The 22,914-nt window shown below is 65.2% G+C and carries 23 protein-coding genes; 8 read left to right on the top strand and 15 right to left on the bottom strand.

Annotated elements, in window-relative coordinates; translation table 11 throughout:
* Positions 1–63: 63 nt before the first annotated feature.
* From QM672_RS08955 to QM672_RS08945, 3 genes are all read left to right on the top strand, one after another.
* The gene (locus tag QM672_RS08955) at positions 64–1,425 is read left to right on the top strand and encodes an ABC transporter substrate-binding protein (RefSeq protein ID WP_415082028.1); all 1,362 of its coding nucleotides are present in this window, start codon (positions 64–66) and stop codon (positions 1,423–1,425) included.
* Positions 1,426–1,501: 76 nt separating this feature from the next.
* Complete coding sequence (locus QM672_RS08950) at positions 1,502–2,380, top strand: carbohydrate ABC transporter permease (protein ID WP_415082026.1); 879 nt, start codon at positions 1,502–1,504, stop codon at positions 2,378–2,380.
* Positions 2,380–3,210 (top strand): carbohydrate ABC transporter permease, encoded by an 831-nt coding sequence (locus QM672_RS08945; RefSeq protein ID WP_415082024.1) that lies wholly within the window; start codon positions 2,380–2,382, stop codon positions 3,208–3,210. Before QM672_RS08950 ends, QM672_RS08945 begins: the two co-directional genes overlap by 1 nt.
* Before the next feature lie 75 nt (positions 3,211–3,285).
* Here QM672_RS08945 and ppa read toward each other — a convergent pair whose 3' ends face one another.
* From ppa to QM672_RS08920, 5 genes are all read right to left on the bottom strand, one after another.
* A complete protein-coding gene (gene ppa / locus QM672_RS08940) occupies positions 3,286–3,825 on the bottom strand; it encodes an inorganic diphosphatase (RefSeq protein WP_311933968.1) in 540 nt (179 codons plus the stop codon).
* Between the two features lie 197 nt (positions 3,826–4,022).
* Positions 4,023–5,063: an ABC transporter ATP-binding protein gene (locus QM672_RS08935; protein WP_311933969.1), complete on the bottom strand. Its 1,041-nt coding sequence runs from the start codon at positions 5,061–5,063 to the stop codon at positions 4,023–4,025.
* On the bottom strand, positions 5,060–6,607 hold the full coding sequence (locus QM672_RS08930) for an ABC transporter permease (protein ID WP_415082063.1): 1,548 nt from the start codon (positions 6,605–6,607) through the stop codon (positions 5,060–5,062). Before QM672_RS08930 ends, QM672_RS08935 begins: the two co-directional genes overlap by 4 nt.
* Positions 6,608–6,812: 205 nt before the next feature.
* Positions 6,813–7,838 (bottom strand): iron ABC transporter substrate-binding protein, encoded by a 1,026-nt coding sequence (locus QM672_RS08925; RefSeq protein ID WP_311933970.1) that lies wholly within the window; start codon positions 7,836–7,838, stop codon positions 6,813–6,815.
* Between the two features lie 430 nt (positions 7,839–8,268).
* Entirely contained in the window at positions 8,269–8,778 is a 510-nt protein-coding gene (locus QM672_RS08920; protein WP_311934232.1) for a GNAT family N-acetyltransferase, read from the bottom strand.
* Between the two features lie 245 nt (positions 8,779–9,023).
* On the opposite strand from QM672_RS08920, the gene hemH reads away from it, so the two are divergent.
* Entirely contained in the window at positions 9,024–10,067 is a 1,044-nt protein-coding gene (gene hemH / locus QM672_RS08915) for a ferrochelatase (protein WP_415082021.1), read from the top strand.
* Between the two features lie 200 nt (positions 10,068–10,267).
* Here hemH and QM672_RS08910 read toward each other — a convergent pair whose 3' ends face one another.
* The gene (locus QM672_RS08910; protein WP_311933972.1) at positions 10,268–10,816 is read right to left on the bottom strand and encodes an invasion associated locus B family protein; all 549 of its coding nucleotides are present in this window, start codon (positions 10,814–10,816) and stop codon (positions 10,268–10,270) included.
* Between the two features lie 245 nt (positions 10,817–11,061).
* Here QM672_RS08910 and QM672_RS08905 point away from each other — a divergent pair, with 245 nt between their 5' ends.
* Complete coding sequence (locus QM672_RS08905) at positions 11,062–11,274, top strand: hypothetical protein (protein WP_311933973.1); 213 nt, start codon at positions 11,062–11,064, stop codon at positions 11,272–11,274.
* A 42-nt stretch (positions 11,275–11,316) separates the two neighbouring features.
* Here QM672_RS08905 and QM672_RS08900 read toward each other — a convergent pair whose 3' ends face one another.
* Positions 11,317–12,501, bottom strand: a complete 1,185-nt coding sequence (locus QM672_RS08900; RefSeq protein WP_415082061.1) for a cytochrome-c peroxidase — start codon at positions 12,499–12,501, stop codon at positions 11,317–11,319.
* A 179-nt stretch (positions 12,502–12,680) separates the two neighbouring features.
* Between QM672_RS08900 and QM672_RS08895 the strand changes: the two genes are divergently transcribed.
* Positions 12,681–14,258, top strand: a complete 1,578-nt coding sequence (locus QM672_RS08895; RefSeq protein ID WP_415082018.1) for an acid phosphatase — start codon at positions 12,681–12,683, stop codon at positions 14,256–14,258.
* A 276-nt stretch (positions 14,259–14,534) separates the two neighbouring features.
* On the opposite strand, the gene QM672_RS08890 is transcribed toward QM672_RS08895, so the two are convergent.
* From QM672_RS08890 to QM672_RS08880, 3 genes are all read right to left on the bottom strand, one after another.
* On the bottom strand, positions 14,535–14,792 hold the full coding sequence (locus QM672_RS08890) for an endonuclease domain-containing protein (RefSeq protein WP_415082059.1): 258 nt from the start codon (positions 14,790–14,792) through the stop codon (positions 14,535–14,537).
* 91 nt (positions 14,793–14,883) lie between these two features.
* Positions 14,884–15,945, bottom strand: a complete 1,062-nt coding sequence (locus QM672_RS08885; protein ID WP_415082016.1) for a threonine aldolase family protein — start codon at positions 15,943–15,945, stop codon at positions 14,884–14,886.
* Between the two features lie 67 nt (positions 15,946–16,012).
* The gene (locus QM672_RS08880; RefSeq protein ID WP_415082014.1) at positions 16,013–17,311 is read right to left on the bottom strand and encodes an MFS transporter; all 1,299 of its coding nucleotides are present in this window, start codon (positions 17,309–17,311) and stop codon (positions 16,013–16,015) included.
* Between the two features lie 165 nt (positions 17,312–17,476).
* Here QM672_RS08880 and QM672_RS08875 point away from each other — a divergent pair, with 165 nt between their 5' ends.
* On the top strand, positions 17,477–18,085 hold the full coding sequence (locus QM672_RS08875) for a CGNR zinc finger domain-containing protein (protein ID WP_367623460.1): 609 nt from the start codon (positions 17,477–17,479) through the stop codon (positions 18,083–18,085).
* 286 nt (positions 18,086–18,371) lie between these two features.
* On the opposite strand, the gene QM672_RS08870 is transcribed toward QM672_RS08875, so the two are convergent.
* The 4 genes from QM672_RS08870 to QM672_RS08855 all read right to left on the bottom strand — a co-directional run bounded on the left by QM672_RS08870 (position 18,372) and on the right by QM672_RS08855 (position 20,866).
* Positions 18,372–18,866, bottom strand: a complete 495-nt coding sequence (locus tag QM672_RS08870) for a DoxX family protein (RefSeq protein ID WP_149252836.1) — start codon at positions 18,864–18,866, stop codon at positions 18,372–18,374.
* Between the two features lie 20 nt (positions 18,867–18,886).
* Entirely contained in the window at positions 18,887–19,642 is a 756-nt protein-coding gene (locus QM672_RS08865; RefSeq protein ID WP_415082011.1) for a putative DNA-binding domain-containing protein, read from the bottom strand.
* Entirely contained in the window at positions 19,642–20,505 is an 864-nt protein-coding gene (locus QM672_RS08860; protein WP_415082009.1) for a DUF692 domain-containing protein, read from the bottom strand. Before QM672_RS08860 ends, QM672_RS08865 begins: the two co-directional genes overlap by 1 nt.
* A 79-nt stretch (positions 20,506–20,584) precedes the next feature.
* Positions 20,585–20,866, bottom strand: coding sequence for a DUF2282 domain-containing protein (locus QM672_RS08855; RefSeq protein ID WP_068283219.1), 282 nt, complete (start codon positions 20,864–20,866; stop codon positions 20,585–20,587).
* Positions 20,867–21,244: 378 nt separating this feature from the next.
* On the opposite strand from QM672_RS08855, the gene argC reads away from it, so the two are divergent.
* Positions 21,245–22,204: an N-acetyl-gamma-glutamyl-phosphate reductase gene (gene argC / locus QM672_RS08850; RefSeq protein ID WP_415082007.1), complete on the top strand. Its 960-nt coding sequence runs from the start codon at positions 21,245–21,247 to the stop codon at positions 22,202–22,204.
* Between the two features lie 112 nt (positions 22,205–22,316).
* Here the strand turns inward: argC and QM672_RS08845 are convergent, their stop codons facing one another.
* A complete protein-coding gene (locus tag QM672_RS08845) occupies positions 22,317–22,877 on the bottom strand; it encodes a hypothetical protein (protein WP_415082005.1) in 561 nt (186 codons plus the stop codon).
* Positions 22,878–22,914: the final 37 nt, after the last annotated feature.

Raw genomic sequence — 22,914 nt, 5'->3', positions numbered from 1 at the left:
TTCCGATCACGGGCAGAGCCTTGCGGCAGGCTCCCGGCGGAGCGCTGACAAGGGAGAACTCCAATGAGCCATCGGCATGCCAAACACGCCATCCTCGCCGTGCTGTGCCTGTCGATGTCAGCCACAAGCGCGGCAAAGGCCGAGGCCCCCTTCGTGGACGTCGGCAAGCAGGCGCCGATCACGGTCCTGATCAATGCCTCGCCCTGGTACAAGGGCTTTGAAAAGGTCGTCGAGCTCTATGAGGACCAGACCGGCAACGTGGTCAATCTCGAGGTGACGCCCTTTGACGGCATGCTCGAAAAGGCCCGATCGGCCGTGCGCAATGGCGGCACCAGCCCGCTCGACCTGGTGAACATGAACGGCCTGTCGGCGGTAGAATTCTATGAAGGCGGCTTCCTGACGCCATTCACGGATATAGACCCCGATTTCAAATGGCCGAAGGAAGCCTATACCTATGGCGACAGCAATTGCTGGGACGCAGGGAAGCGATATCCCGATTGCAGCACGGGCAAGGTGATGGGCTTTTCGCCCAACGGCAACGTCCAGCTCTATTATTATCGTAGCGACATCTTCAAGGAGAAGGGCCTCAAGCCGCCGGCGACCTTCGACGAGGTGCTCGCCGACTGCAAGCTGTTGCACAATCCACCGGCCACCTATGGCTATCTGCAGCGCGGCGAGAAGGGCAACGGCATCTTCTATGACTGGATGGCCTATATGCTCAGCTATGGCGCCAGGGCCGAGGCCGATCCTGCCCATGGCGACTACACCGTGACGATCAACAGCCCGCAGGCCAAGGCGGCGCTCGACAAGTTCATCGAGGTGAGCCGGAATTGCGGCCCCGCCAATTATGCGAGCCTGGGCCAGGGCGACGTCATCCAGCTCATGCAGACCGGCAAGGGCATGCAGGGGCATGCCGTGGTCGCGGCCTTCCCGAATTTCGACGATCCCCGAAAGTCCGCCGTGGTCGGTCAGATCGATGCGGCCATCCTGCCCAAGGCGAGCGCCGAGGCGGAACCCGGCATCGCCATCGGCAACCTGATCCTGGCGGTGCCCGCCAATGCCTCGGAAGCCGGCAAGAAAGGGGCGGTGGCCTTCGCCAAATGGTTCCTGACCTATGGCGCGCAATATGCCTATGCCGAGGCCGGCGGCATTCCGGTGCGCGGCGACGTGCTCTCCTCCGACCTCAGAAACCGGCCCGAGTTTCGCTGGATGGCAGCCTATCAGGACTCGCTGAAACATGGCCGCCAAGTCTTCTTCTATGCGGAAGGCACCACCATCAGCAACAATGTCGGCCTGCGCATCAACCAGGCCCTGGTCGGGGAGATGAGTTCGGCCGCCGCCCTCAACCAGATCGCCCGGGAAATGAAGGCCCTCTTCGAGAAGAACGGCCGCAAGACCGGCATGCTGCCACCCTTGCCGGAATGAGCCTGGCAATCGCACAGGGGACGGGAGGAGGCGGCTTGCCGTGAAAAAGGCGCCGCCATTCTGGAAAGGGGAAAGTGTGTCCGATTTCGTCGACCGCCACCTCGCCTGGTTCATGCTGGGGCCGGCCATGCTGGTCCTGCTCGCCTTGACGATCTATCCCGTGCTCAACCTGATAGCGATGGCGTTCGCCGACATCCGCTTCGAACAGGCGCGGGAAATCTGGACCTTCCGGCCCCTGGATAATCTGCGCCAGCTCGCTGGAGACGAGGTCTTCCGGCGAGCCTTGCTCAACACCATCGTCTTCGCCGTGGCGGCCGTCTGCCTGGAAATGCTGATCGGGCTGGCATTGGCCATTCTGGTCTCTTCATTGAGCGGCCTGAAGGGACTGGTGCGGACCACCCTCATCCTGCCCGTCCTGATGCCCCCCGTGGCCATCGGCTCGATGTGGAAGCTGATGTACAATCTCGATTTCGGCGTGCTGAATCAGGCCGTGACCGCCCTTGGCCTGCAGCCGATCAACTGGCTCGGTTCGAGCTCCCTCGCCTTGATATCGGTGATCATCGTCGACGTCTGGCATTGGACGCCCTTCGTCTTCCTCATCCTGTTCGCCTCGGTCGAGGGCATCTCGAAGGAGATCATCGATGCCGCCAGGCTGGATGGCGCAGGCAATTGGGGCATCGTCACCCGTATCATCGTGCCCTTGATCTGGCCGCCGCTGCTGGTGGCCGCGCTGTTTCGCATCATCATGGCCTTCAAGGTGTTCGACCAGGTGTTCCTGCTCACCTCCGGCGGCCCCGGCAATGCCACCGAGGTCATCAGCCTTCATCTCTACAAGGTCTATTTCCAGGAGAACCAGCTCGGCTACGGCTCGATGCTGTCGCTGGCGATCATCCTGGCGCTGCTCTGCTTCATATGGATCAGCCGGCGTGCCGGCAAAGCCATGGAGCCACGCTGATGCTGGTGCTTCACGGCCACTCCCGAGCCATCGGCTACGGCCTGATCGCCCTCGGCGTTTTCATCACCATCGCCCCCTTCCTGTGGATCGCCCTGCAATCGCTGAAGAACGAGATCGATATCCTGCGCGGAAGCTGGCTGTTCGCGCCGAACGGCTTCAACTATGCCGACGTGCTCTATTCCAGGCGCTCGGACTTTCCCGTCAATATCCTCAACAGCCTCATCGTCGCCTCGAGCTCCACGATCTCAGTGCTGGTGATCGGCACGCTCGCCGCCTATGCGCTGACCCGGTTGCAGGTGAAGCCCTGGGTCTCCCGGCTGTTCCTGGGCTGGACGCTGATCTTCAACATGCTGCCGACCCTGACCCTGGTCGGCCCCTGGTACCTGATCTTCCGCCAGATCGGCCTGGCAAGCTCGCTGACGGCCCTGGTGCTGACCCATATCGCCCTCAACCTGCCGATGACGATCTGGATGATGATGGCCTATTTCCGCGAGCTGCCGCAGGAGCTCGAGGATGCGGCCCGCGTGGATGGCTGCCGCCAGATCGATGCCTTCTGGAGGATCCTGCTGCCCTTGACCACGCCCGGCCTGATTGCAGCGGGCGTGCTGGCCTTCGTGTTCTCGTGGAACGAATTCTCGGTCGCGCTGACATTGACGGACCGCGCGACCGCAACGGTGCCGGTGGCCGTCGCCCGCTTTGCCCAGCAGTTCGAGGTGCAATATGGCCAGATGGCTGCCGCCTCGGTGCTCTCCACCATCCCCGCTTTGGTGCTGATGTTCTTCGGCCAGCGCTTCGTGGTACAGGGGCTGACCATGGGCGCGGTGAAGTGACGGCACCTGCCGAAGACTGACAGGTGCTGGAGAGAAGACGGCCCGATCGCCGTCCGCTTCATGCAAAGGCTGGGCTCAGCCCTTGTTGTTGGCCTTGTAGCGCTCGATCGCCTCGAGGATCATCGCCTCGGCTTCCTTGGCGTCGCCCCACCCCTCGACCTTGACCCACTTGTTCTTCTCGAGGTCCTTGTAGTGCTCGAAGAAGTGCTCGATCTGCTTGAGGGTGATCTCGGGCAGATCGGTGTAGTTGTGCACCTTCTCGTAGCGGCGGGTCAGGCGCGGCACGGGCACGGCGATGATCTTCTCGTCGCCGCCGGACTCGTCACGCATCTTCAGGACACCGACCGGGCGCACGGCGATCACGGCACCGGGAATGATGCCGCGCTGATTGGCGATCAAGACGTCGATGGGATCGCCGTCATCCGACAGCGTGTGGGGTACGAAGCCGTAATTGCCGGGGTAGCGCATCGGCGTGTAGAGGAAGCGATCGACCACGAGCGCGCCGGAATCCTTGTCCATCTCATATTTGATGGGCTCGCCACCGACGGGAACTTCGACAATGACATTCACCTCGTGCGGCGGATTGCGTCCGGTCGAGATCGCTTCGATACGCATCGTAGATCACATCCTGGTTGGGCCGGCTCTGGCGCAGGATGCCTCCAGACCCCGATCAGACTGCAGCCTTAGGCGGAACACGCATGGGTTTCAACCCGAAGATCACAAGAATATGATGCTGGTTTCACGAGAAACACAGTAAACGGCTCATCCCGTCACGGCAGCGTCACAACGGAAGCCGGCGCGGCAACACCGATCTATGCTTCGAAGACATGGGCCGGTCCGGCCACGCTCAAACGTACGCGCGTGCCGGTCGGCGGCAGATCGAGGCCGGTTCCGCTGATGCGGAGTCGATTGCCATCGGCCAGCTGCACCGTCACGGCCCGCAGGGCACCACCGAATTCGACGTCCACCACGCTGGCAAAGCAGCCCTGCGCGGCCTCGTCCGCACTTGGGGTGAACTTGACCTGCTCGGGGCGCAGCATCAGCTCGATGTCTCCCCGCTGGCCATGCGTCCCGGCCGCGAGGCGTCCGAGCACGCAATCGACCCAGCCGACCCCGGCCTGCCCCTTGAGCAGGATGGCCTCGCCCAGGAAGAGCGCCGTCTCGCGGTCCCGCGGCCGGCGGTAGAGGTCGTGCGGTGCGCCGGCCTGTACCAGCCGGCCCTCGCGCAGCACGGCGACCTGGTCGGCAAAGGACAGCGCTTCGGTCTGATCGTGGGTGACCAGGATGGTGGTGACGCCGGCTTCCTGCAGCAGCGCCGCCACCGCCTTGCGGGTTGCCTCGCGCAGGCCGGTATCGAGGGCCGAGAAAGGCTCGTCCAGCAGCATGAGCTTGGGCTGGCGTGCCAGCGCCCGCGCCAGCGCCACGCGTTGCTGCTGCCCGCCGGAAAGTTGGTGCGGCCGGCGCTCCAGCAAGCGCGGATCGAGATCGACGGTACGCATCAGTGCGCGAATGCGGTCGTCCCGGCCCGTCGCACCCCGCTCCAGGCCGAAGCCGATATTGTCGGCGATGGTGAGGTGGGGAAAGAGCGCCCCGTCCTGTGTGACGAAGCCGATGCCGCGCCGATGGGCGGGCACGATGGCGGGACCATCCGCCAGGACGGTGCCGTTCAGGGCGATGCGGCCAGCATCCGGTCCCTCGAAACCGGCGATCAGCCGGAGCAGCGTGGTCTTGCCGGATCCGGAGGGGCCGACGATGGCGGTGCGGCTGCCCGAGGCGACCTCCAGGCTGACATCATCGAGCGCCACCATGGCGCCATAGCGCTTGCCGGCCTTGTCTATGCTCAGGAAACTCATTGGCCGATCGATCGCCTGGACTGGTAGTGGAGCAGGAGGGTGAGAGGCAGCGACAGCAGCACCATCAAGAGTGCAAAGGGCGCCGCCGCCACATAGTCGATGTCGTTGGTCAGTGACCAGAACCGCGTCGACAGGGTGACCGTGCCGTTGGGCGCCAGCATCAGGGTCGCGGTCAGCTCCGTGGTAATGCCGAGGGCGACCAGCGCCATGCTCGCCGCGACGCCGGGGGCCGACAGGCGCATGGTCACCTGCCAGATCGCCTTCAGCGGCGGGCGCCCCAGCGCCATCGCGGCCCGTTCGAGCTCGACGGGAGCCTGCGCCAGGCTGGCCCGCAGCCCGACCACTGCCCGCGGCAGGAACATCAGGCCATAGGCGAGCAGCAAGGTCGTCATGGTCTGGTAGAGCGGCAGGGCGACGCGCACCGTGATCGTCACCAGCGCCAGCGCCACCACCACGCCCGGCAGCGAGCCGACATAATAATGGCAGGCTTCCAGCACCTTCTGCAGGCGGCCCGGCGCGCGCACCGACAGCCAGGCCATCGGCAGGGCGGCCAATGTGGTGGCGGCTCCGCCGAGCAAGGCCAGGCCGAGCGTCTGGCCGAGCGCGGAGCCGATGTCATCGGAGGACCAGGCGGCCGCGCCACCGAGATAGAGCCAGCGCGCCAGCGTCAGCAGCGGCACGCCGAGCGACAGGAGCGCGAGACCGAGCGGCAGTGCCAGCCAGACCAGGGTGCCACGGCCGAGCCGGGCGCGGGCCGCCGGACGCGCGGCGCCGGAACCGACGCGGGCATAGCGCTCCTGGCCGCGCACCCGGTTCTCGAGCCCCAGCAGCACGAGGCAGGCGAGCACCAGCACGCCGGCCAGCATGTTGGCGGCCGGGCCGTTATAGGCCGACTGGAACTGGTCGACGATCGCCGTCGAGAAAGTGTCGAACTCGATCATGGCATAGAGGCCGTATTCGGCGAGCAGGTGCAGGCCGACCAGCAGCGAGCCACCGCAGATCGCCAGCCGCAATTGCGGCAGGATCACCCGGAAGAACACGCGCGAGGGCGACTGGCCCAGGCTTGCCGCCACGTCCTCGAGCGCCGGGTCGAGCCGCCGCATCTGGGCCGCCACGGGCAGATAGAGGAAGGGCAGATAGGCCATGATCGAGACGAGCACACCGCTCCACAGGCCGCGCATGCCCGGAACGAGGCTGATCCAGGCATAGGAATGCACGAAGGCCGGTACGCCGAGCGGCGCCACCGCCAGCCACGACCAGAGGCGTGCGCCCGGCAGGTCGCTGCGCTCGGTGAGCCAGGCCAGCGCCACCGCCAGCACGATGGCGATGGGAATGGTGACGGCCTCGAGCAGGACGGTATTGACCAGCAATTCGCCGACCCGCGGGCGCACCACCAGTTCATAGACGGTCTGCCATCCCGTCTGGGCGGTGATGAAGACCACGAAACCGAGCGGCAGCAGGGCGACCAGGGACACCAGCACCGCAGCCAAGGCAACGGCGTCACGCCCGGTGAAGCCGGGGGATGATACGCGCAGACTGCCGATTTCGGGCTGGGATGACGACGATGACACGAGGTGTCCTGAAATGCGAAGGCCTCCGGCGCAGAGCCGGAGGCGCGATGATGTCAGGTTTGCGACGGTGGCGCCATAGCGGGTTCCCCGGGTGCACGGACGTCCCGTCCGTTCTTGAAACCACTGCGCCCCACGAGAAAGGAGGAGGCGGGCGAGACGCCCGCGCACCCGGAGTCTATCAAAGCAGGCCGGCCGCCGTCATCAGGTCGGAGACCTTCTTGGAGTTGAGCTGGGCCGGATCGAGCTTGGGCGCATTGAGGTCGGCCAGGGGCACCAGCTTGGGGTTGGAAGCGGCATCCTTGCCGACGGCGTATTCGAAGGACGTGCCGGTCTTGAGGATCTCCTGGCCGCCCTTGCCGGCGATCCACTTCACGAAGGCCTCGGCTTCCTTCTTGTGCTTGCTGGAAGCGAGCACGCCACCGCCCGAGATGCTGACGAAAGCGCCCGGATCCTGGTTGCGGAAATAATGCAGCGCGACGTTCTTGGAATTCTCGCCGGTCTTGGCCTGGTCGCCGAACCAGTAATACTGGTAGATGATCGCACCTTCGACCTCGCCGTCATTCACGCCCTTCATGGCGATGCCATTCTTCTTGAACGGCTTGACGTTGGCCTTCATGCCCTTGAGCCAGGTCGCCGTGGCTTCCTCGCCCTTCAGGGCCAGCAAGGCGCTGACGATGGCCTGGAAATCGGCGCCGGCCGGCGCTGCGCCCCAGCGCCCCTTCCAGGCCGGATCAGCCAGGTCGAGCAGGGACTTCGGCAGCTTGTCCTCGGTCAGCTTGGTCTTGTTGTAGGCGAACACGGTGGTGCGGGCGGCGATGCCGATCCAGCGGCCATGCGAGGGCTTGAAGGCCTCGGGCACCTCGGCCAGCGTCTCGGTCGAGAGCGGCGCGAACAGCTTGGCATTGTCGACCAGCACCATCGCCGGCGAATTCTCGGTGAGGAAGACGTCGGCGGGCGACTTGTCACCCTCCTGCACCAGCTGGTTGCCGAGCTCGGTGTCGCCGCCATTGCGCAGCGTCACCTTGATGCCGGTCTCCTTGGTGAAAGCCTCGGCCCAGGCCTTGGTCAGGCTTTCATGCTGCGCATTATAGACCGTGATACCCGCATCCTCGGCCTGGGCGGCCAGGGGAGCAGCGATCAGGGCGGCGGCAAGGGCAACGGCCCCGGCCAGCGCTGCACGGCGATGCGGCAGGAAAACTTTCATCAGAACCTCTATCGGTTGGCTTCAGCCAAGGGATGATTGAACACCCGATCTCTAGGCTCACCGAGAAGTTCCCGTCAAACTCTTTAGATTAGAATTAGAATTATTAAAAACTATAAATCGAATCTGTTTATTTCGAGAATGACATCTGGCCTCTCCGGAATGACGAGAGGAGAACTTTCGTCTTCCCGGCAAGCATCGAATTAGACATCGGATTTTCTATTGGCCAGCGTAGCCAGATCCAGGATTACAAATGCGTAACGGGCGGCTGGGGGCCGGAAGCGCCGCTTGCGCCAGGCTTTGGCGCGCCGGCCTGCTTGCCAGCGGAAGGACAACCAAGGCGCCATTCATCGATGGCCGCCGGACTCTCATGACGGAAATCGACGGACCGCGGGCAGGACGAGACAACGAGGCGGAAAAGTCCAGGCCTGGTTCAGGCGCCCCAGGCGAAAGCGATCTTCTGCAGCTTCACCTCGCCGAAGCGCTCCACCATGCTGTCCACGGATTCGCCGCCGAGGCGCCGGTAGAAATCACAGGCTCGCACATTGTCGGCCAGCGCCCACACCACCATGCCCTTGACGTCGTGACCGTTGAGATCGCGGCGCACCGCGTTGAACAGCCGCTTGCCCAGGCCGATGCCCTGATATTCCGGACGCAGATAAAGCTCGAAGATCTCGCCTTGATAGGGCAGGCCGACGGCCCGGTTGCGGCCATAGGTGGCATAGCCGGCGATCACGCCGCCAAAGGACATCACCACGATGCGGGTCTTGCGGTCGATGGCATAGCGCCACCATTTGGCACCGCGCCGCTCGACCAGGCGTTCGAGCTCCCGGCCGGGAATCACGCCACGATAGGCATAACGCCAAGCGGCGTCATGCACATCGGCGATGGCGTGGGCGTCGTCCGGGCGAGCCAAACGGATTTCGATGGCGTCGGTGCTCATGGTGGGAGGATAAGCGGGGCTGGCCGGTTCCTGCAAGTGAATTGCTCGTAGGAATGCGCTTCCCGAAGCAGTGCGCATCGCAGCGGCTCTACTGTTTTCCTTCAGGGCCTTGTTTAGACACGCCTTTGCGATTTTGACGATTCCCCGATCGAAAAGCGCCATGGCGTCGCGCCGGCCCGCCGCGGCGCACAAATCTGTTGCAAGCCGGACGCCCAGCCTGTTGAAAGGCCTGGAAAGGACCCGGCATGACTTCTCACCTCGCAAGCGCCCTTCCCGTTCCGGCGGATCATCCCGTGGCGGCCAGCGGAAGAATCGGCGTTCTCCTGGTCAATTTGGGCACACCGGACGCGCCGACCTACTGGCCGATGCGGCGCTATCTCAAGGAATTCCTGTCCGACCGGCGGGTCATCGAAGTCTCGCGCCTGTTGTGGTGGCCGCTGCTCAACGGCATCATCCTGACGACGCGCCCCGGCAAGAGCGGCGCCAAATATGCCTCGATCTGGGACAAGGCCGAGAACGCCTCGCCTCTCCTCGTCATCACCCGGCGCCAGACCGAAAAGCTGGCCGAGACCTTCGCCGCCGATTCGCGCCTCACGGTGGATTTTGCCATGCGCTACGGCAATCCCTCCATCGCCTCGCGCATCGACGCCCTGCGCACCAAGGGCTGCGACCGTATCCTGATCGTGCCGCTCTATCCCCAATATGCGGCGGCGACCAGCGCCACGGTCTGCGACAAGGCCTTCGAGCACCTGATGACCCTGCGCTGGCAGCCGGCCGTGCGCATCGCGCCGCAATGGCATGACGACCCCGTCTATATCGAAGCCCTTGCCAGCTCCGTGCGCCAATCCCTCGCCAAGCTCGACTTCGAGCCGGAGGTGCTGCTCGCCTCCTTCCACGGCGTGCCCAAGAACTACCTGATCCAGGGCGACCCCTATTACTGTTTTGCCATGAAGACGGGACGGCTCCTGCGCGAGGCGCTCGGCTTCAGCGAGGACCGCTTCAAGATCACCTTCCAGTCCCGTTTCGGCAAGGAGGAATGGCTCAAGCCCTATACGGACGAAACCGTAGAAGGGTTGGCCAAATCGGGCGTGAAGCGCCTCGCCATCGTGGCGCCCGGCTTCGTGGCCGACTGCCTGGAAACGCTGGAAGAACTCGGCGAGGAGAACAAGGAGATCTTCCAGCACCATGGCGGCGAGCATTTCGCCTATCTGCCCTGTCTGAACGACAGCCCCGAGGGCCAGCGCGTGCTCGAGCACGTGGTCGGGCGCGAATTGCAGGGCTGGGTCTGACGGGCGGCTCGCGACTTGGTGTCATACCAACGGTATTGACGCTTGACCGCTCAAGTACCGTCATTGCGAGCGTAGCGAAGCAAGCCAGAGCTGGAAACCGTGGCGGTCATGCCTCCTGGATTGCTTCGCCATGCCAATCCTGCGGATTGGCAGAGCTCGCAATGACGCGGGGGTCAAACATCGCGGCCGTCGATATTATCTCACTTCAGGATGGCGGCCGCCCGGTCGAGGGCCGGGCCGAAGCCCTTGAGCGAGACCGTGAAGACGAGCGGCTTCACACTGTCGTCGACCGACTTGGCCGTGAGCTTGAGCTGCTTGCCGGCCTTGAGCGCCGTGATGGTGTTGGCATCGAGCGCCAGCGGCACCAGGCAGCCGGCCGGGATGCAGGTCTTGTAGTTCAGCGGCTTGCCACTGGTCCCGGCATCCAAGGCGAGGGACACGCCAGCATCGAATTGCAGGCCGAACGGCATCACGAGATTGCCGCTGGTGCCGCCATCGGCCGTGGGGTTCAGCTCGACCGCCAGCACGCGCTGGCCGGTCTTGGTGTCGCTCTGCACCTGCTGGACCGCACATTGCTTGGCATTGTTGACGACATTGCAGAGCACCCGCCAGTCCTCATAGCTCTCCTGGATGGAGGAAGCCCCGCCGGGCAGCGGCGATTTGGCAGGCGCGGGGTCCTGGGCCTGAGTCTGGGCCTGGGCGGCGCTCACCAGAAGGGCAAAAGCGAGACTAAGGCTGGTCTTCAGCATCGATTCCTCACGGCAGAAAGGCCTCATGCCCGATAGGGGCAACGGCCGCAGCCATGACACGAATATCGGCGTCTGGCGATAGGCCCCTGCCGAAAATCCCGACGCTTTCGACACTCGATATGCCGCTGCGGTAGCATGGCACGCCCCAACCTCCCAGAGTCGGCCCTTTCTCCTTGACTTGCCTCGCCTTCGCGATCCAACTGGCTAGGGGAAAGATCCGGGGCAGCTTGCACGAGGTGACGACCATGGACGTCGACAAGGCCATTGCACTGGTTTCCGCGGCCGGTATCGAACTCACCGATCGACGCCGCAACGGCAGCGATGACGGCTGGTCCCTCAGCTTCTCCAATGGCGCGGGACTGGAGGTCCGGGACAATGGCGAGGTTTCCGCCACCGGCAAGGGCGCCGAGGCCGTCGCGAGCCTGCTCGGGCTGCCGGCAAAGTCGGCCGGTAGCTGACGCAAACAAACGGGAACCGGGCTGCCAGTTCGGCTCAAGCCTTCATTTTGCCGGCTCGTAGCCGTCGGTCAGCGTACCGAGAAAGACCACGACATCGTCGATCTCGGCCGGCGTCAGGGCCGGTTCGTCGCCGGCCTTGCGGTCGAAGGGCGGATCGGTGTTGATGTTCGCCTTCGCCGCCTCGGGCAGGTCGTCATATTTGTCGATGCTGCCATCGGCTTTGCGCGGATACCAGCGTTCCGGATGGGTCTCGCGCTCGACATAGAAGCGCACGGCATCGCGCAGGGAATGCATGGCGCCATTGTGGAAGAAGGTCTTGCGCAGGGCGACATTGCGCAGGGTCGGCGTGCGGAACAGGCCGCAATAATCCTCGCGTTTCAGGAAGTCGGTGCGCAGCGGCCCGCACAGGCCGAGATCGTGATAGGCCGGATCCTTGTTGGCGGGAATGTCGGGGTTGCGCGGCACCGCGAGCGCGATCTGGCCGTAATCGGTGAATTGGGGCGGCGTGCCGTCATTGCCGCGCTGACTGATGTGGCAGGAGGCGCAATTGCCCTTGTCGGCCGCGTTGAACAGATCGAGACCCCGTGCCTCCTGGGGCGTGAGCTCGGCCTTGCCGGCGAGCACCGCGTCATATTTGCTCGAATAGGGATAGAAGGTCCGGTAGTCCTGCTGGAACACCTCGAGCGCCTTCAGGGCCGTCTTGTAGACGAGGTCCGGGTCGCCGGCCGCCTTCGGCCCGGCAATGGCGGCGATGGCCTTGCCATGACCGGCGGCGAGCACGCGGCGAGCCACTTCCGCCCCATCCCGATTGCCCATCTCGAAATCCGAAAGCAGCGGAATCCTGGCCTGATCCGCCCCGCGATCGACCCGCCCATCCCAGGTCAAGCCGCCCGTGGGACCATTGTCGATACTTTCGTCGGCCTCGTCCTCGGAATCGTAGAAATGCTCGGTGAAGGGCGGCACCACCTGCAGATATTTCAGCGAAGGTACGGCGCGCATGCCCGGCTGATGCATGTCGCCGCCGCCGAGTTGTACCGCGTGGTCGTTCACCGGCCCGAAGGCATGGGCGGGATCGTGGCAGGAGGAACAGGCCAACTTGCCCGAGCCCGACAGGGACGGGTCGAAGAAGAGGGTGCGGCCGAGAGCACCGAGCGCCTGCGCCTGCTGGCGCACCTGTGCCCGCGACATCGCGCGGGACCCGTCCTGGCCGGCCTGGACCGAGGTCATCGCCAGCACCGGCAGGGCGAGCCCCACGACGACGCCCCATTGCCTCACACGTCTGTTGCAAAGAAAGCTTATGGCTGCATTCCTTCATTGCGATCGGGGGTGGCGTCTTCAGCCGGCCCGGCTAAGATGAGGGGCTGTGGGGGACGATAGCAACAAGCAAATCGAGGCAGGAGACCCAGATGCGCATGAAATCGGCGGCGGTCGTGTATGCGTTGAGCCTTTCCATCGGTGCCTTCGGATCGGCGCTGGCTGCCGAAGGCACGGGCGGCCAGAAGGCCAAGCCTGCGCCTGGAGCGTCCGAGGACCTGAAGCTGATCGATACCGTGGTGGTGATCTATGCCGAGAACCGCAGCTTCGATAATCTCTATGGCAGCTTTCCGGGTGCCAATGGCGTGGCGAAGGCACCGGCGACCGCCCGCATCCAGCGTGATCGCGACGGCAAGCCCTTCCGAGAATTGCCGCCGATCTGGGAAGGCCTGACCGCCAAGGGGGTGACGCCGCCGGTGACCCAAGCCGAGACCGAGCATCTGCCCAACCGTCCCTTCCACGCGGACGACCCCAAGGGCTTCAACCTCGGCTACGGCACCATCACGCGCGACCTCTGGCATCGCTATTACCAGAACCAGATGCAGATCAATGGCGGGCGCAACGACAAATTCGTCGCCTATGCCGATTCAGGGGCCCTCTCGGTCAGCCTGTGGGACGGCTCGAAAACTGCCATGTGGAAGGTCGCCCAGAAATACGTGCTGGCCGACAATTTCTTCATGGGCGGCTTCGGCGGCTCCTTCTTCAACCATCAATGGCTGGTGTGCGCCTGCGCGCCCTATTACCCCAATGCCGACACCAATCCGGCCAAGCCGTCGATCGCCGTGGTCGAACCCGACGGGGTGACGCTCAAGGCAGCTGCCAATTCGCCGAAATCGGCAATGGACGGCATCCCGAAATTTGCCGGCGATGGCAATCTCACGCCTGATTTCTATGCCGTGAATACCATGCAGCCGCCCTATCAGCCGAGCGGCAACGAGCCGGCCAAGGATGGCGACAAGGCATTTGCCGATCCGGCCAAGCCGACGACGCTGCCGCCTCAGACCGAACCGACCATCGGGGACCTGCTCAGCCTCAAGCATGTGAGCTGGGCCTGGTATGGCGGCGCCTGGCAGGATGTGCTCGACCATGGCAACAAGACGCCGATCCCGAACTTCCAGTATCACCACCAGCCCCTGAACTATTATGCCAGCTTCGCACCGGGTACCCCGGCCCGGGCCGAGCATCTGCGCGACGGCGGCCTGGCGGGCGTCGAATTCATCAAGGCGATCGACGCCGGCAAACTGCCCCAAGTCTCCTTCTACAAGCCGCAGGGCAACCTCAACGAGCATTCGGGCTATGCCGACATCCAGGCGGGCGATGCCCATATCGCCGACGTGATCGCTCATCTCGAGAAGAGCCCGCAATGGCCGCATATGCTCGTCGTCGTCACCTATGACGAGAATGGCGGCCTGTGGGACCACGTCGCCCCGCCCAAGGGCGACCGCTGGGGCCCCGGCTCGCGTATCCCGGCGATCATCGTCTCGCCCTATGCCCGCCGCGGCTTCGTCGACCATGCGCCGATGGACACCACCTCGATCCTGCGCTTCATCACGCGCCGCTTCGAGCTGCCGACCCTGCACGGCATCACCGTGCGCGACACCGCGATGGCCGCCCGCAAGCAGAAGCCCCTCGGCGACCTGACCAGCGCGCTGGTGTTGAAGGACAAATGAGGGCGGCGGCCTATCGCGGACCACACAAAATAAAGCGCGACTATCCCTCCCCGACTTCGGGGAGGTCGCGCACACAGTTTGTGTGCGCTGGGACCGGCACAGCCGGGCCGGGTGGGGGAGAGTGGCGCGGCCTTGGGATTCCATGGCTTTCGAAGCACCACTCTCCCCCTTCCGTCACCGCTCCGCGGCGACACCTTCCCCGAAGCCGGGGAAGGATAGTGGCGCTTTACTCCGATAGGGCTGTGTCGGTGACCCTCCTTATCAGGTCGGGCGGGATCACCCTTCCTCTTCCTCCCACCGGCCGCGCAATGCCTCGAAGATCGTATCGATCACAGAGGCAAGCGCATGATCGACGTCATGGTTCGAAAAGCGCAGTACCTTGAACCCGCGTTCTGCCAGGAAGGCATCGCGGATACCACCCCGGGCAAGCCCTTCAGGCATTGCATGCTGGTTGCCGTCGACTTCGACGACCAGGCGTCTACGCAGACAGGCAAAATCCGCGACATAGCGACCGATCAGAACCTGGCGGCGGATGTGGACCCCTCGGGTCGCAACGCACGCAGCTGCTGCCAGAGCTTGACTTCCTGCAAGGTCAGCTTTTTGCGCAACGGCCTCGCCTGCTTCCCTACCCCGCTAGGGCCAGGAACCTCTCCACCTCTTCCCCTTTCGTCGCGAAGGAGGTGACCAGGCGTACCAGGTCCGCATCGTCGGCGGGCCGGCGGTCGGCGGGCAGGCCATGGACGGGCCATTCATAGAGGCGGGCGCCGGCCTGCCTCAACTGGGCGATCATCGCTTTCGGCAGGACGGCGAAGACTTCGTTGGCCTGCGTCTCATAGCCGAGCCGATGACCTGCCGCGACGAGGCCCTGCGACAAAGCCGTCGCCATCGCATTGGCGTGGCGGGCAAGATCGAGCCAGTGGTCGTTCTCCAGCATGGCCAGGAACTGGGCGGCGATCGGCCAGGCCTTGGAAACGACGTGGCCGCTGCGCTTGCGCAGCCATTCGAGCTCGGCGGCCTTCTCCGGCTCGAACAGCAGGACGGCCTCGGCCATCAGGGCACCGTTCTTGGTGAGGCCGAAGGCGAGGGCATCGACGCCGGCCTTCCAGGTGATGTCGGCCGGGCTGATGCCATCGGCCTTTGCGAGGAAGGCGAAGGCATTGGCGAAGCGCGCGCCATCCATATGCACCTTGAGGCCGCGTGCCCGGGCGATCTCGGTCAGGGCCGTGATCTCGCCGCGGCGATAGACGGTGCCGCTTTCCGTCGCCTGGGTGATCGACAGCACGGCAGGCCTTGGAATGGCAGAGCCCGAACCGGAGCCACGCGCCAGCGTAGCCTCCAGCCCGGCCGGCGTCAGCTTGCCCCCGGCGCCGGCGATCGGCACCAAGCGCGCACCCTGGGTGAAGAACTCCGGCGCGCCGGCCTCGTCGCCGACGATATGCGCCTCCTCATAGGCATAGACAGCGCCATAAGGCGGGCTGAGGGCGCTCAGGGCCAGGGAATTGGCGGCACTGCCGGTGGCGGCGAAGAGCACGCCGACCTCGCGACCGAACAGATCGGCCAGGCGTGCCTTCAATTCACGGGTGAGATCATCCTGCCCATAGGCAGGGGCGATACCATCGGCGCCGCGGGCAAGCGCCTCGATGATCCTGGGGCTGGCTCCAGCCCAATTGTCGCTGGCAAAATTCATGCCTTGAAGTAGAGCGCTCCGACCCTGATGCGCAAGGGGGAAGAGGCAAGCGCTCCGGTGCGACGCGTCAGCGCTCCCAGCCCTTGCCGCGCGGCCAGGGCAGCAGGACGAAGCTGGCGATGCCGGCGGCCAACAGCACGATGATCACCGCAAACACGGGCAGGTAGGGATCGGCATCCCGGGCCGCAGCGAAGGATCCCACCAGCCCCGTCAGCCATTGCATCACGGCGACGCCGAGGAAAATGGCGGTGTTGAACACGGCGAAGGCCCGGCCGGCGACCGCATCGGCATAGGCGGCGCGGACATCGGCATATTGCAGGATGAAATAGCCGGTCATGAAGCCGAGCAGGACCACCGCGGCGATATCGACGAGGCTCGACGACTGTCCCGCCAGGGCCGCAAAGGCGGCCATGTAAAGGGCCGCGCTAGCGACGATCCAACAGCGCCGACCGCGATTGCCGGGCTTGAGCAGGCCGAAAACGGGCGGGCCGAGCAGGGCTGCGAGCGAGGTCGCCAGCATGATGTGGCCACTGACGACGAGGCCGAAGCCGTGCCGGTCCATCAGCATCGGCACGGCCCACAGGCCGCGCAAGGTGAGGAAGGCCGCATAGGAGACACCGCCGAGCAGCAGGATGCCAAGCGTATGCCTCTGCGCGAGAAGCGGCCCGATCTCAGCGAAGGCGACGGACAGGTTTGGGCGGCCACGTCCCGGCGCAGGCGCTTCGTCGCGGACGAGCAGGACATTGGCGACGAGAACGAGGATCGAAAGCGCGGCCAGCGCCAGGAAGCCGGCCCGCCACGACCAGGTTTCCACCACCAAGGCGAGCGGCGTGCCGGTCATCAACATGCCGATGCCGCTGAAGCTCAGCACCAGACCGGAGAGCCGCGCAAATTGCCTGGCCGGATAGCGGTTGGTGACGAAGACGATGGCACCGAGGAAGGCCGGCGCGCAACCGACGCCGATCAGAACCTGGCTGGCAATCAGTACGGGCAGATTGGGCGCGAGGGCGGAGACCAGCGCACCGAGGCAGGCGAGCAGGAAGGCGGCACAGACGGTACGGCGCGGTCCGAACAGGTCGAGGGCCACGCCGATGGGGATCTGCGCCAGCGCGAAGGACAAATGAAAGGCACCGGCGAACAGGCCAATCTCCTGGGTGGAGGCCCCAAATTCCAGCTTGAGTTCGCCGGCGAACAGAGTTGCGACGGTGCGGAACGCCTGGCTCATGGCCGCCACCGCCGAGAGAGCCGCCAGCATCGCCCAGAGCGGGACGCCAGCCCCGGCACTCGCGGTCTCCGCCTGCCGGGGAGACGTCCCCCCCAAAGCGCGGCCGTTTCCTGTCAGTGCGGCGCTGGTGTCGCGGTCCATGGCGCCCTCCTCGCGGTGGGTTCGGTGTCTATATAACCATCATGATGGTTAGTATTGTCGAACCGGCCGCGTTGACTGTCAACCCCCAAGGCGGTTAGAATTCCTTCAGGCTTGCCGTTCCCGTGTTCCGGCCAGCCGGAACCGGCCTGGGCTCGCAGGGATGCCATGACGTTGATTTCACCGGTGCGCGATGACCTGTGCATCGCCTTCGCGAATACCCGTTCCTGGCGAGGACGGGAGACGCCGGTCGAGCGGCTGCACGGCGTGGCGGATCTGCTCGCCTGGACGAAGCGGACCGGTGGAGAGGCGGGCGAACGCATCGAACAGGCCGGCCGCTGGGCCGGTGAACATCCTGATGATGCCGACCGCCTCTTCGACGAGGCGATCCGGCTGCGCGAAGCCCTTTATCGTGCACTGGCCGCAATCGCCGAGAAACAAGCCGTCGAGGAGCGCGACTTCGCCGCTCTCGCCCAGGCCATCGCCCAGGCTCCCACCCGCAGCCGCCTGGTGCGCACGACGGACGGCTATGCCTGGCATGTCGGGCCTTTCGCAGCTTCGCCGGCACATCTGCTCGCCCCGGTGCTGTGGTCGGCCGGCGATCTCATTCCCGCCGCCGCGCGATACCGCATCCGGCGCTGTGCCAATCCCGAATGCCGCTTCCTCTTTCTCGACGAGAGCAAGAGCGGGACCCGGCGCTGGTGCGACATGGCCACCTGCGGCAATCGCGCCAAGGCCAGCCGGCACTATGCCAAGGTCAGGCAGGATGCAGGCTGAGCAGAGTGTCTCTGACAGCTGACCGGTGATTGCCCATGCCCGCCCACGACGGTTGCGCAGCCCCTCACCTCTATTCTCTCCCCGTAAGGACGCGCGAGGAGACCTCGGCCGGTCACGCCTCACCGAAAACGTGCTGTCTCGCCCAACCGTCGGGCGAGATGCATAGTCTGAGCATCGATCGCAACGCCTGCGTCCCCTCGCCCTGCTCTTGCGGGGAGAGGATAGAGGTGAGGGGCAGCGCGGCACCAACAAGACCACGGCCCCCGGCAGCCATCGCACCCCCGCCTCAGGCGAACGCAACCTTGCGGCCGGTCCAGCGGGCGATCAGGGCGTCGAGGGAGAAGAAGCCGCCACCGAATTTGGCGAGATAGAGGGCGCAGACCATCCAGGGCAGGTGTTCGTTGTAGTGGTCGGGATAGACGAAGAGCTGGATCACCAGCGCCATGCCGAACAGGCCGAGGCCGCCGAGCCGCGTCGCCAGGCCGAGGATGACCAGGATGGAGAACACGCTTTCGCCCAGCAGGGCCAGATGGGCGGCGAGCTCCGGCGGCAGCAGCGGCAGCTTGTATTCCTCCTGGAAGAGATAGACGGCGCTGTCCGACAGGGAAAACAGCGTGCCGTCGGCCACCTTGGTGCGCGCCGACCACCAGAACACCCGGAACAAGGCGATGCGGGCGATCAGGGCGATCAGCCAATGCGGGATCAGCGTGAAAAGATGGATCAACCGATCCGCCAATCCCGGCGCTGCCGGGTCGGGAGATGCGAATGTCGTGCGAGTCATGGCAACACTCTCCGGCAGGTTCAGATCTCGAAGCGGCAGGCGATACCGGCCGCAACCAGCCCCGCAATGGCGGCGGCCAGGTTGAAATCGGGGGCTTCGGCAAAAGCAGCCTCTGCCGCCGCCTCCAAGGGGTGCCCGGTGCGCAGGGCGGCCAGGAAGGCATAACCACCCGGCGGCAGGAGCTGCACCTCGACGTCGAGCCTGGGGCGGGTCACCAGCACGTCCTCGCCGGACCAATCCACGATCTCCCGTGCCTCGCCGCCGGCATTCATCTGCCAGATCGTCGCCACCGGAAAGGCCGAGCGCAGGAGGCGCACCGCCGGATGGATCTCGACCCGCACCTCGTGCAGACGAGCAGGATCGAGGCCCTTGAGCGCTGCCGGCGAGGCCGGCTCGGCATCGGCGGCGTGATAGGCCTGCGCCCTGGCAATCTCCAGGCGCATCACATCCGGGAGGTAGGCGACCTCCCGCGCCGGCTCGAAGGCTTCGGTGAAGGCCGGCAGTTGATCGCCATAATCGAGCAGCAGCGGCGAGCGCGGCGGATGCTCGCGCGCAAAGCGGATGGCCAGGGCCCGGAAGAAGTCGGCACCGACGATGGCGATCGAAGCCGGAAAGCGGCTCTCCAGCGCCGCAGCGAGGCCGAGCGCGACATTGTCGCGATAGATGGCGAAGCGCCGGTTGGGCGTCACGCCATTATGGGCGGCCAGCCCCTGCGGCAGCGCGGCGGCCGGGTCGAGCACCGCCAGCCGGAACGCGGATTGCGTGTTCGCGAGCATCAGGCGGCCCTCGCTCGCATGACCCGCGCCATCGCGGCCTCGGCAAGCGCCGCCTCGCGGGCCAGCACCGGCCAATCCGGCACGTCATTGTCCCATTCGATCAGGGTCGGCAGCCGCCCGGCTTGAGCGATGACGCGTTCATAGAGGGCCCAGACCGGATCGGCGACCGGCCGGTCATGCGCATCGATCAGCAGCGGCGCACCGGCATCGTCCACTGTCTCGGCATGGCCGGCGAGATGGATCTCGCCGACGAGGCCGAGAGGGAAGCGGTCGAGATAGGTCTCGGGCGAAGTCGCATGATTGGTGGCGGAGACGAAGACATTGTTAATGTCGAGCAGCAGGCCGCAGCCGGTAAGCCGGGCGATCTCGGCGAGGAAATCGGTCTCCTCGATGGTGCTCTCCTCGAACAGGAGATAGGTCGAGGGGTTCTCCAGCAGCATGCGCCGGCCCAGCGTCTCCTGCACCTCGTGGATATGGTCGCAGACGCGCCGCAGGGTCTCGGGCGTATAGGGCACCGGCAGAAGATCGTTGAGGAAGACTTCCTCATGGCTCGACCAGGCCAGATGCTCGGAAAAGCTTGCCGGGCGATAGCGCTGTTCGAGCGCCTTCAGCCGGGCGAGATGCTCCTTGTCGAGGGGCCGGGCCGCGCCGATCGACAGGCCGACGCCATGCAGCGACAGCGCGTAGTTTTCGCAGATGGCCCGGAGCTGGGCATGCGGCGGGCCACCGGCGCCCATGTAATTCTCGGCGTGGACCTCGAAGAAGCCGATGTCGGGCCGGGTGGCGAGAATGGTCTCGACATGCTCCGGCTTGAGCCCGGCGCCGGCGCGCGATGGCAGGGTCGTGCTGGCGGGATCGGTCATGGCGTTCTCCGAAGGGGCAGAGGGAAGGCGGGAGCCGCCGCGCCGTAGCGGGCGGCCCTCGCATGTCTCGTGCGAGCTATCAGCTCTTGACGGGCGTCAGCGAGCCCATACCCGTCGGCGTCTTCATGGTGACGCAGCTTCCCTTGGGCACCAGCTTGAAGGACTGGCCGTCATAGTCGATCGTCGAGGTACCCGCACAGGAATGGGCACCGGCCGCACAGTCGTTCTGGCCCTTGAGGGCGACGCCGTAGCATTTCTCCTTGGAGTCGTCGGCCTTGGCGGGAGCCGACAGCAAAGCGGCGGCGCTGGCGACGGCGCCGGCAAGAGCGAAAGCAGTGCTGGCCTTGGTGAACACGGACATGGGAGTTTCCTTCTGTTGCAGGATATGGCGGAAACGGCCGGTTGCCGCTCCGCATGGCCTTGACTATGACCCGCTCCGGCATCGGAGCCAAATCAAGTGAGCGTGCCGAAAACCACACTTTTTGCGCTAAAACATGTGATTCCAGCCGCTGTAACGATATTCGTCACCACGGCGTAGGTTGTTACCCGCCGGATTTGAAAGTGATGGCGGCGCCGCGATTTCGGGATGCCCGTTCTTCCCTCCCGGGAAGCACGGCGATTCCAAGAGCGGGCGAGACCCCCGCGCACCCGGAATGCGCTCCAGCATTGACAGTGACACCTCTTGCTCCGATATAGCCAGCATTCCCGACAGCCCGCCTCTCCTCAAGGAGGACCAGACATGGCCGCCCTCTCCGATCTCGCCGAAAAGCCGCACCAGGCCGGCGCCGTGCGTACCGTCTTCATCGACGGCGAAGCCGGCACCACGGGCCTCGGCATCCGCGAGCGATTGGCGTCGGTGGCGGGCGTTGCCCTGCGCAGCATCGCGCCCGAGCTGCGCAAGGACGTCGCGGCGAAGAAGGCGCTGCTGGCCGAGGTCGACCTCGTGGTGCTCTGCCTGCCCGACGCCGCCGCCAAGGAAACGGTGGCGCTGATCGGCGAGCTCGACGGCCGCAAGCCCAAGGTTCTGGACGCCTCGACCGCCCATCGGGTCGCGCCCGGCTGGGTCTACGGCTTTGCCGAACTGGCGCCGGGCCAGGCCGAGGCCATTGCCAAGGCGAGCCACGTCGCCAATCCCGGCTGCTATCCCACCGGCGCGATCGCCCTTCTGCGTCCCCTGGTCGATGCCGGCGTGATCCCCCAGGACCATCCCGTCACCGTCAATGCGGTCAGCGGCTATTCCGGCGGCGGCAAGTCGATGATCGAGGCCTACGAGGCCGGCACCGCCCCCTCCTTCGAACTTTACGGCCTGACGCTGGAGCACAAGCACGTGCCGGAACTGCAGGCCTATACCGGCCTGACCCGCCGGCCGATCTTCGTGCCGTCCGTCGGCAATTTCCGCCAGGGCATGCTGGTCTCCGTGCCGTTGCATCTCGACACGCTGCCGGGCAAGCCGAAGGCTGATGACCTCCACGCCATCCTCGCCGACTATTATGCCGGTGCCAGGCTGGTCAGCGTGGAGCCGCTGGACGGTGCCGCCAAGATCGAAGCGGAAGCGCTCAACGACACCGACCGGCTGGAGCTTCGCGTGTTCCCGCATGAAGCCCATCGCCAGGCCGTGCTGGTGGCAAGGCTGGACAATCTCGGCAAGGGCGCCTCCGGTGCCGCGGTGCAGAACATCCAGCTGATGCTGGGCGTCTGAGCCGGCGGTAGCGACTGCTCCTTCTCTACGCTCGGTGGGCGTGCATCGCGACGTGGCAGGAAACGGCAATCTCGTGCCCTGGGACGGCAACGAGCGCCTGACCCGGTCTCAGCTACTCAGAGAGCAGCCGGCAATAGGCGTCCAGCGCCTTCTCGTCAGCGGCATCGAGCACCGTGTCGGTCCAATAGTCGACCAGACAGAGCGGCTCAATGGCATTCAGCCGTGAGAGAGCCTCGCGGAAAAACCCGAGCCGTACCTCGTCCGGCGAAGACAGTTCGAAGAAGATTTCCCGAATGACGCCGGCATCATGGGTACATATCAGATAGAAATCCGCATCGTGACCGAAACATAGGGCCTCCGAATTGTAATAGCCCCATTCGTCATGTTTCTCGAAACCGGCCGATGCGGTGGCGTTGAACTGCATCACCCGGGGAAGAAAAGCCAGAGCTGCGCCGAAAGCCTCCGGCGTCAAGGTGGCGAATTGCGCCTGCTCCTCGGGAGCATTGGCAATGACATGCACGTCCGTCCAGCCCGTGCCGCCGGGCGCAGCATGATCGACGGCGTGTTGGGCGGCCTTGTCCAGGTCGGTCCGGTAATGGGCAAGCGCCATCAAGGGATGAAGGGAGCGCATCCCCCAATCGTCCTCGTGGATATGGATCTTGCCGGGGGTCAACTTCTCTCCCCAATGCAGCCCGCGAGCGTTGGGGCAG

The sequence above is a fragment of the Labrys sp. (in: a-proteobacteria) genome, assembly GCF_047605565.1.
Lineage (GTDB): Bacteria > Pseudomonadota > Alphaproteobacteria > Rhizobiales > Labraceae > Labrys > Labrys neptuniae.
The sequence above is the reverse complement of the archived record's forward strand: the minus strand, read 5'-3'. Positions and strand labels throughout refer to the sequence as shown.

What these genes read in the sequence shown, in the direction of transcription:
- ppa (WP_311933968.1), bottom strand. Translation starts at nt 3,825, where the DNA reads ATGCGTATCGAAGCGATCTCGACCGGACGCAATCCGCCGCACGAGGTG.
- QM672_RS08935 (WP_311933969.1), bottom strand. Translation starts at nt 5,063, where the DNA reads ATGAGTTTCCTGAGCATAGACAAGGCCGGCAAGCGCTATGGCGCCATG.
- QM672_RS08910 (WP_311933972.1), bottom strand. Translation starts at nt 10,816, where the DNA reads ATGCTGAAGACCAGCCTTAGTCTCGCTTTTGCCCTTCTGGTGAGCGCC.
- QM672_RS08925 (WP_311933970.1), bottom strand. Translation starts at nt 7,838, where the DNA reads ATGAAAGTTTTCCTGCCGCATCGCCGTGCAGCGCTGGCCGGGGCCGTT.
- hemH (WP_415082021.1), top strand. Translation starts at nt 9,024, where the DNA reads ATGACTTCTCACCTCGCAAGCGCCCTTCCCGTTCCGGCGGATCATCCC.
- QM672_RS08855 (WP_068283219.1), bottom strand. Translation starts at nt 20,866, where the DNA reads ATGTCCGTGTTCACCAAGGCCAGCACTGCTTTCGCTCTTGCCGGCGCC.
- QM672_RS08920 (WP_311934232.1), bottom strand. Translation starts at nt 8,778, where the DNA reads ATGAGCACCGACGCCATCGAAATCCGTTTGGCTCGCCCGGACGACGCC.
- QM672_RS08900 (WP_415082061.1), bottom strand. Translation starts at nt 12,501, where the DNA reads ATGACCTCGGTCCAGGCCGGCCAGGACGGGTCCCGCGCGATGTCGCGG.
- QM672_RS08865 (WP_415082011.1), bottom strand. Translation starts at nt 19,642, where the DNA reads ATGCTCGCGAACACGCAATCCGCGTTCCGGCTGGCGGTGCTCGACCCG.
- QM672_RS08945 (WP_415082024.1), top strand. Translation starts at nt 2,380, where the DNA reads ATGCTGGTGCTTCACGGCCACTCCCGAGCCATCGGCTACGGCCTGATC.
- QM672_RS08880 (WP_415082014.1), bottom strand. Translation starts at nt 17,311, where the DNA reads ATGGACCGCGACACCAGCGCCGCACTGACAGGAAACGGCCGCGCTTTG.
- QM672_RS08860 (WP_415082009.1), bottom strand. Translation starts at nt 20,505, where the DNA reads ATGACCGATCCCGCCAGCACGACCCTGCCATCGCGCGCCGGCGCCGGG.
- argC (WP_415082007.1), top strand. Translation starts at nt 21,245, where the DNA reads ATGGCCGCCCTCTCCGATCTCGCCGAAAAGCCGCACCAGGCCGGCGCC.
- QM672_RS08955 (WP_415082028.1), top strand. Translation starts at nt 64, where the DNA reads ATGAGCCATCGGCATGCCAAACACGCCATCCTCGCCGTGCTGTGCCTG.
- QM672_RS08905 (WP_311933973.1), top strand. Translation starts at nt 11,062, where the DNA reads ATGGACGTCGACAAGGCCATTGCACTGGTTTCCGCGGCCGGTATCGAA.
- QM672_RS08870 (WP_149252836.1), bottom strand. Translation starts at nt 18,866, where the DNA reads ATGACTCGCACGACATTCGCATCTCCCGACCCGGCAGCGCCGGGATTG.
- QM672_RS08875 (WP_367623460.1), top strand. Translation starts at nt 17,477, where the DNA reads ATGACGTTGATTTCACCGGTGCGCGATGACCTGTGCATCGCCTTCGCG.
- QM672_RS08895 (WP_415082018.1), top strand. Translation starts at nt 12,681, where the DNA reads ATGCGCATGAAATCGGCGGCGGTCGTGTATGCGTTGAGCCTTTCCATC.
- QM672_RS08885 (WP_415082016.1), bottom strand. Translation starts at nt 15,945, where the DNA reads ATGAATTTTGCCAGCGACAATTGGGCTGGAGCCAGCCCCAGGATCATC.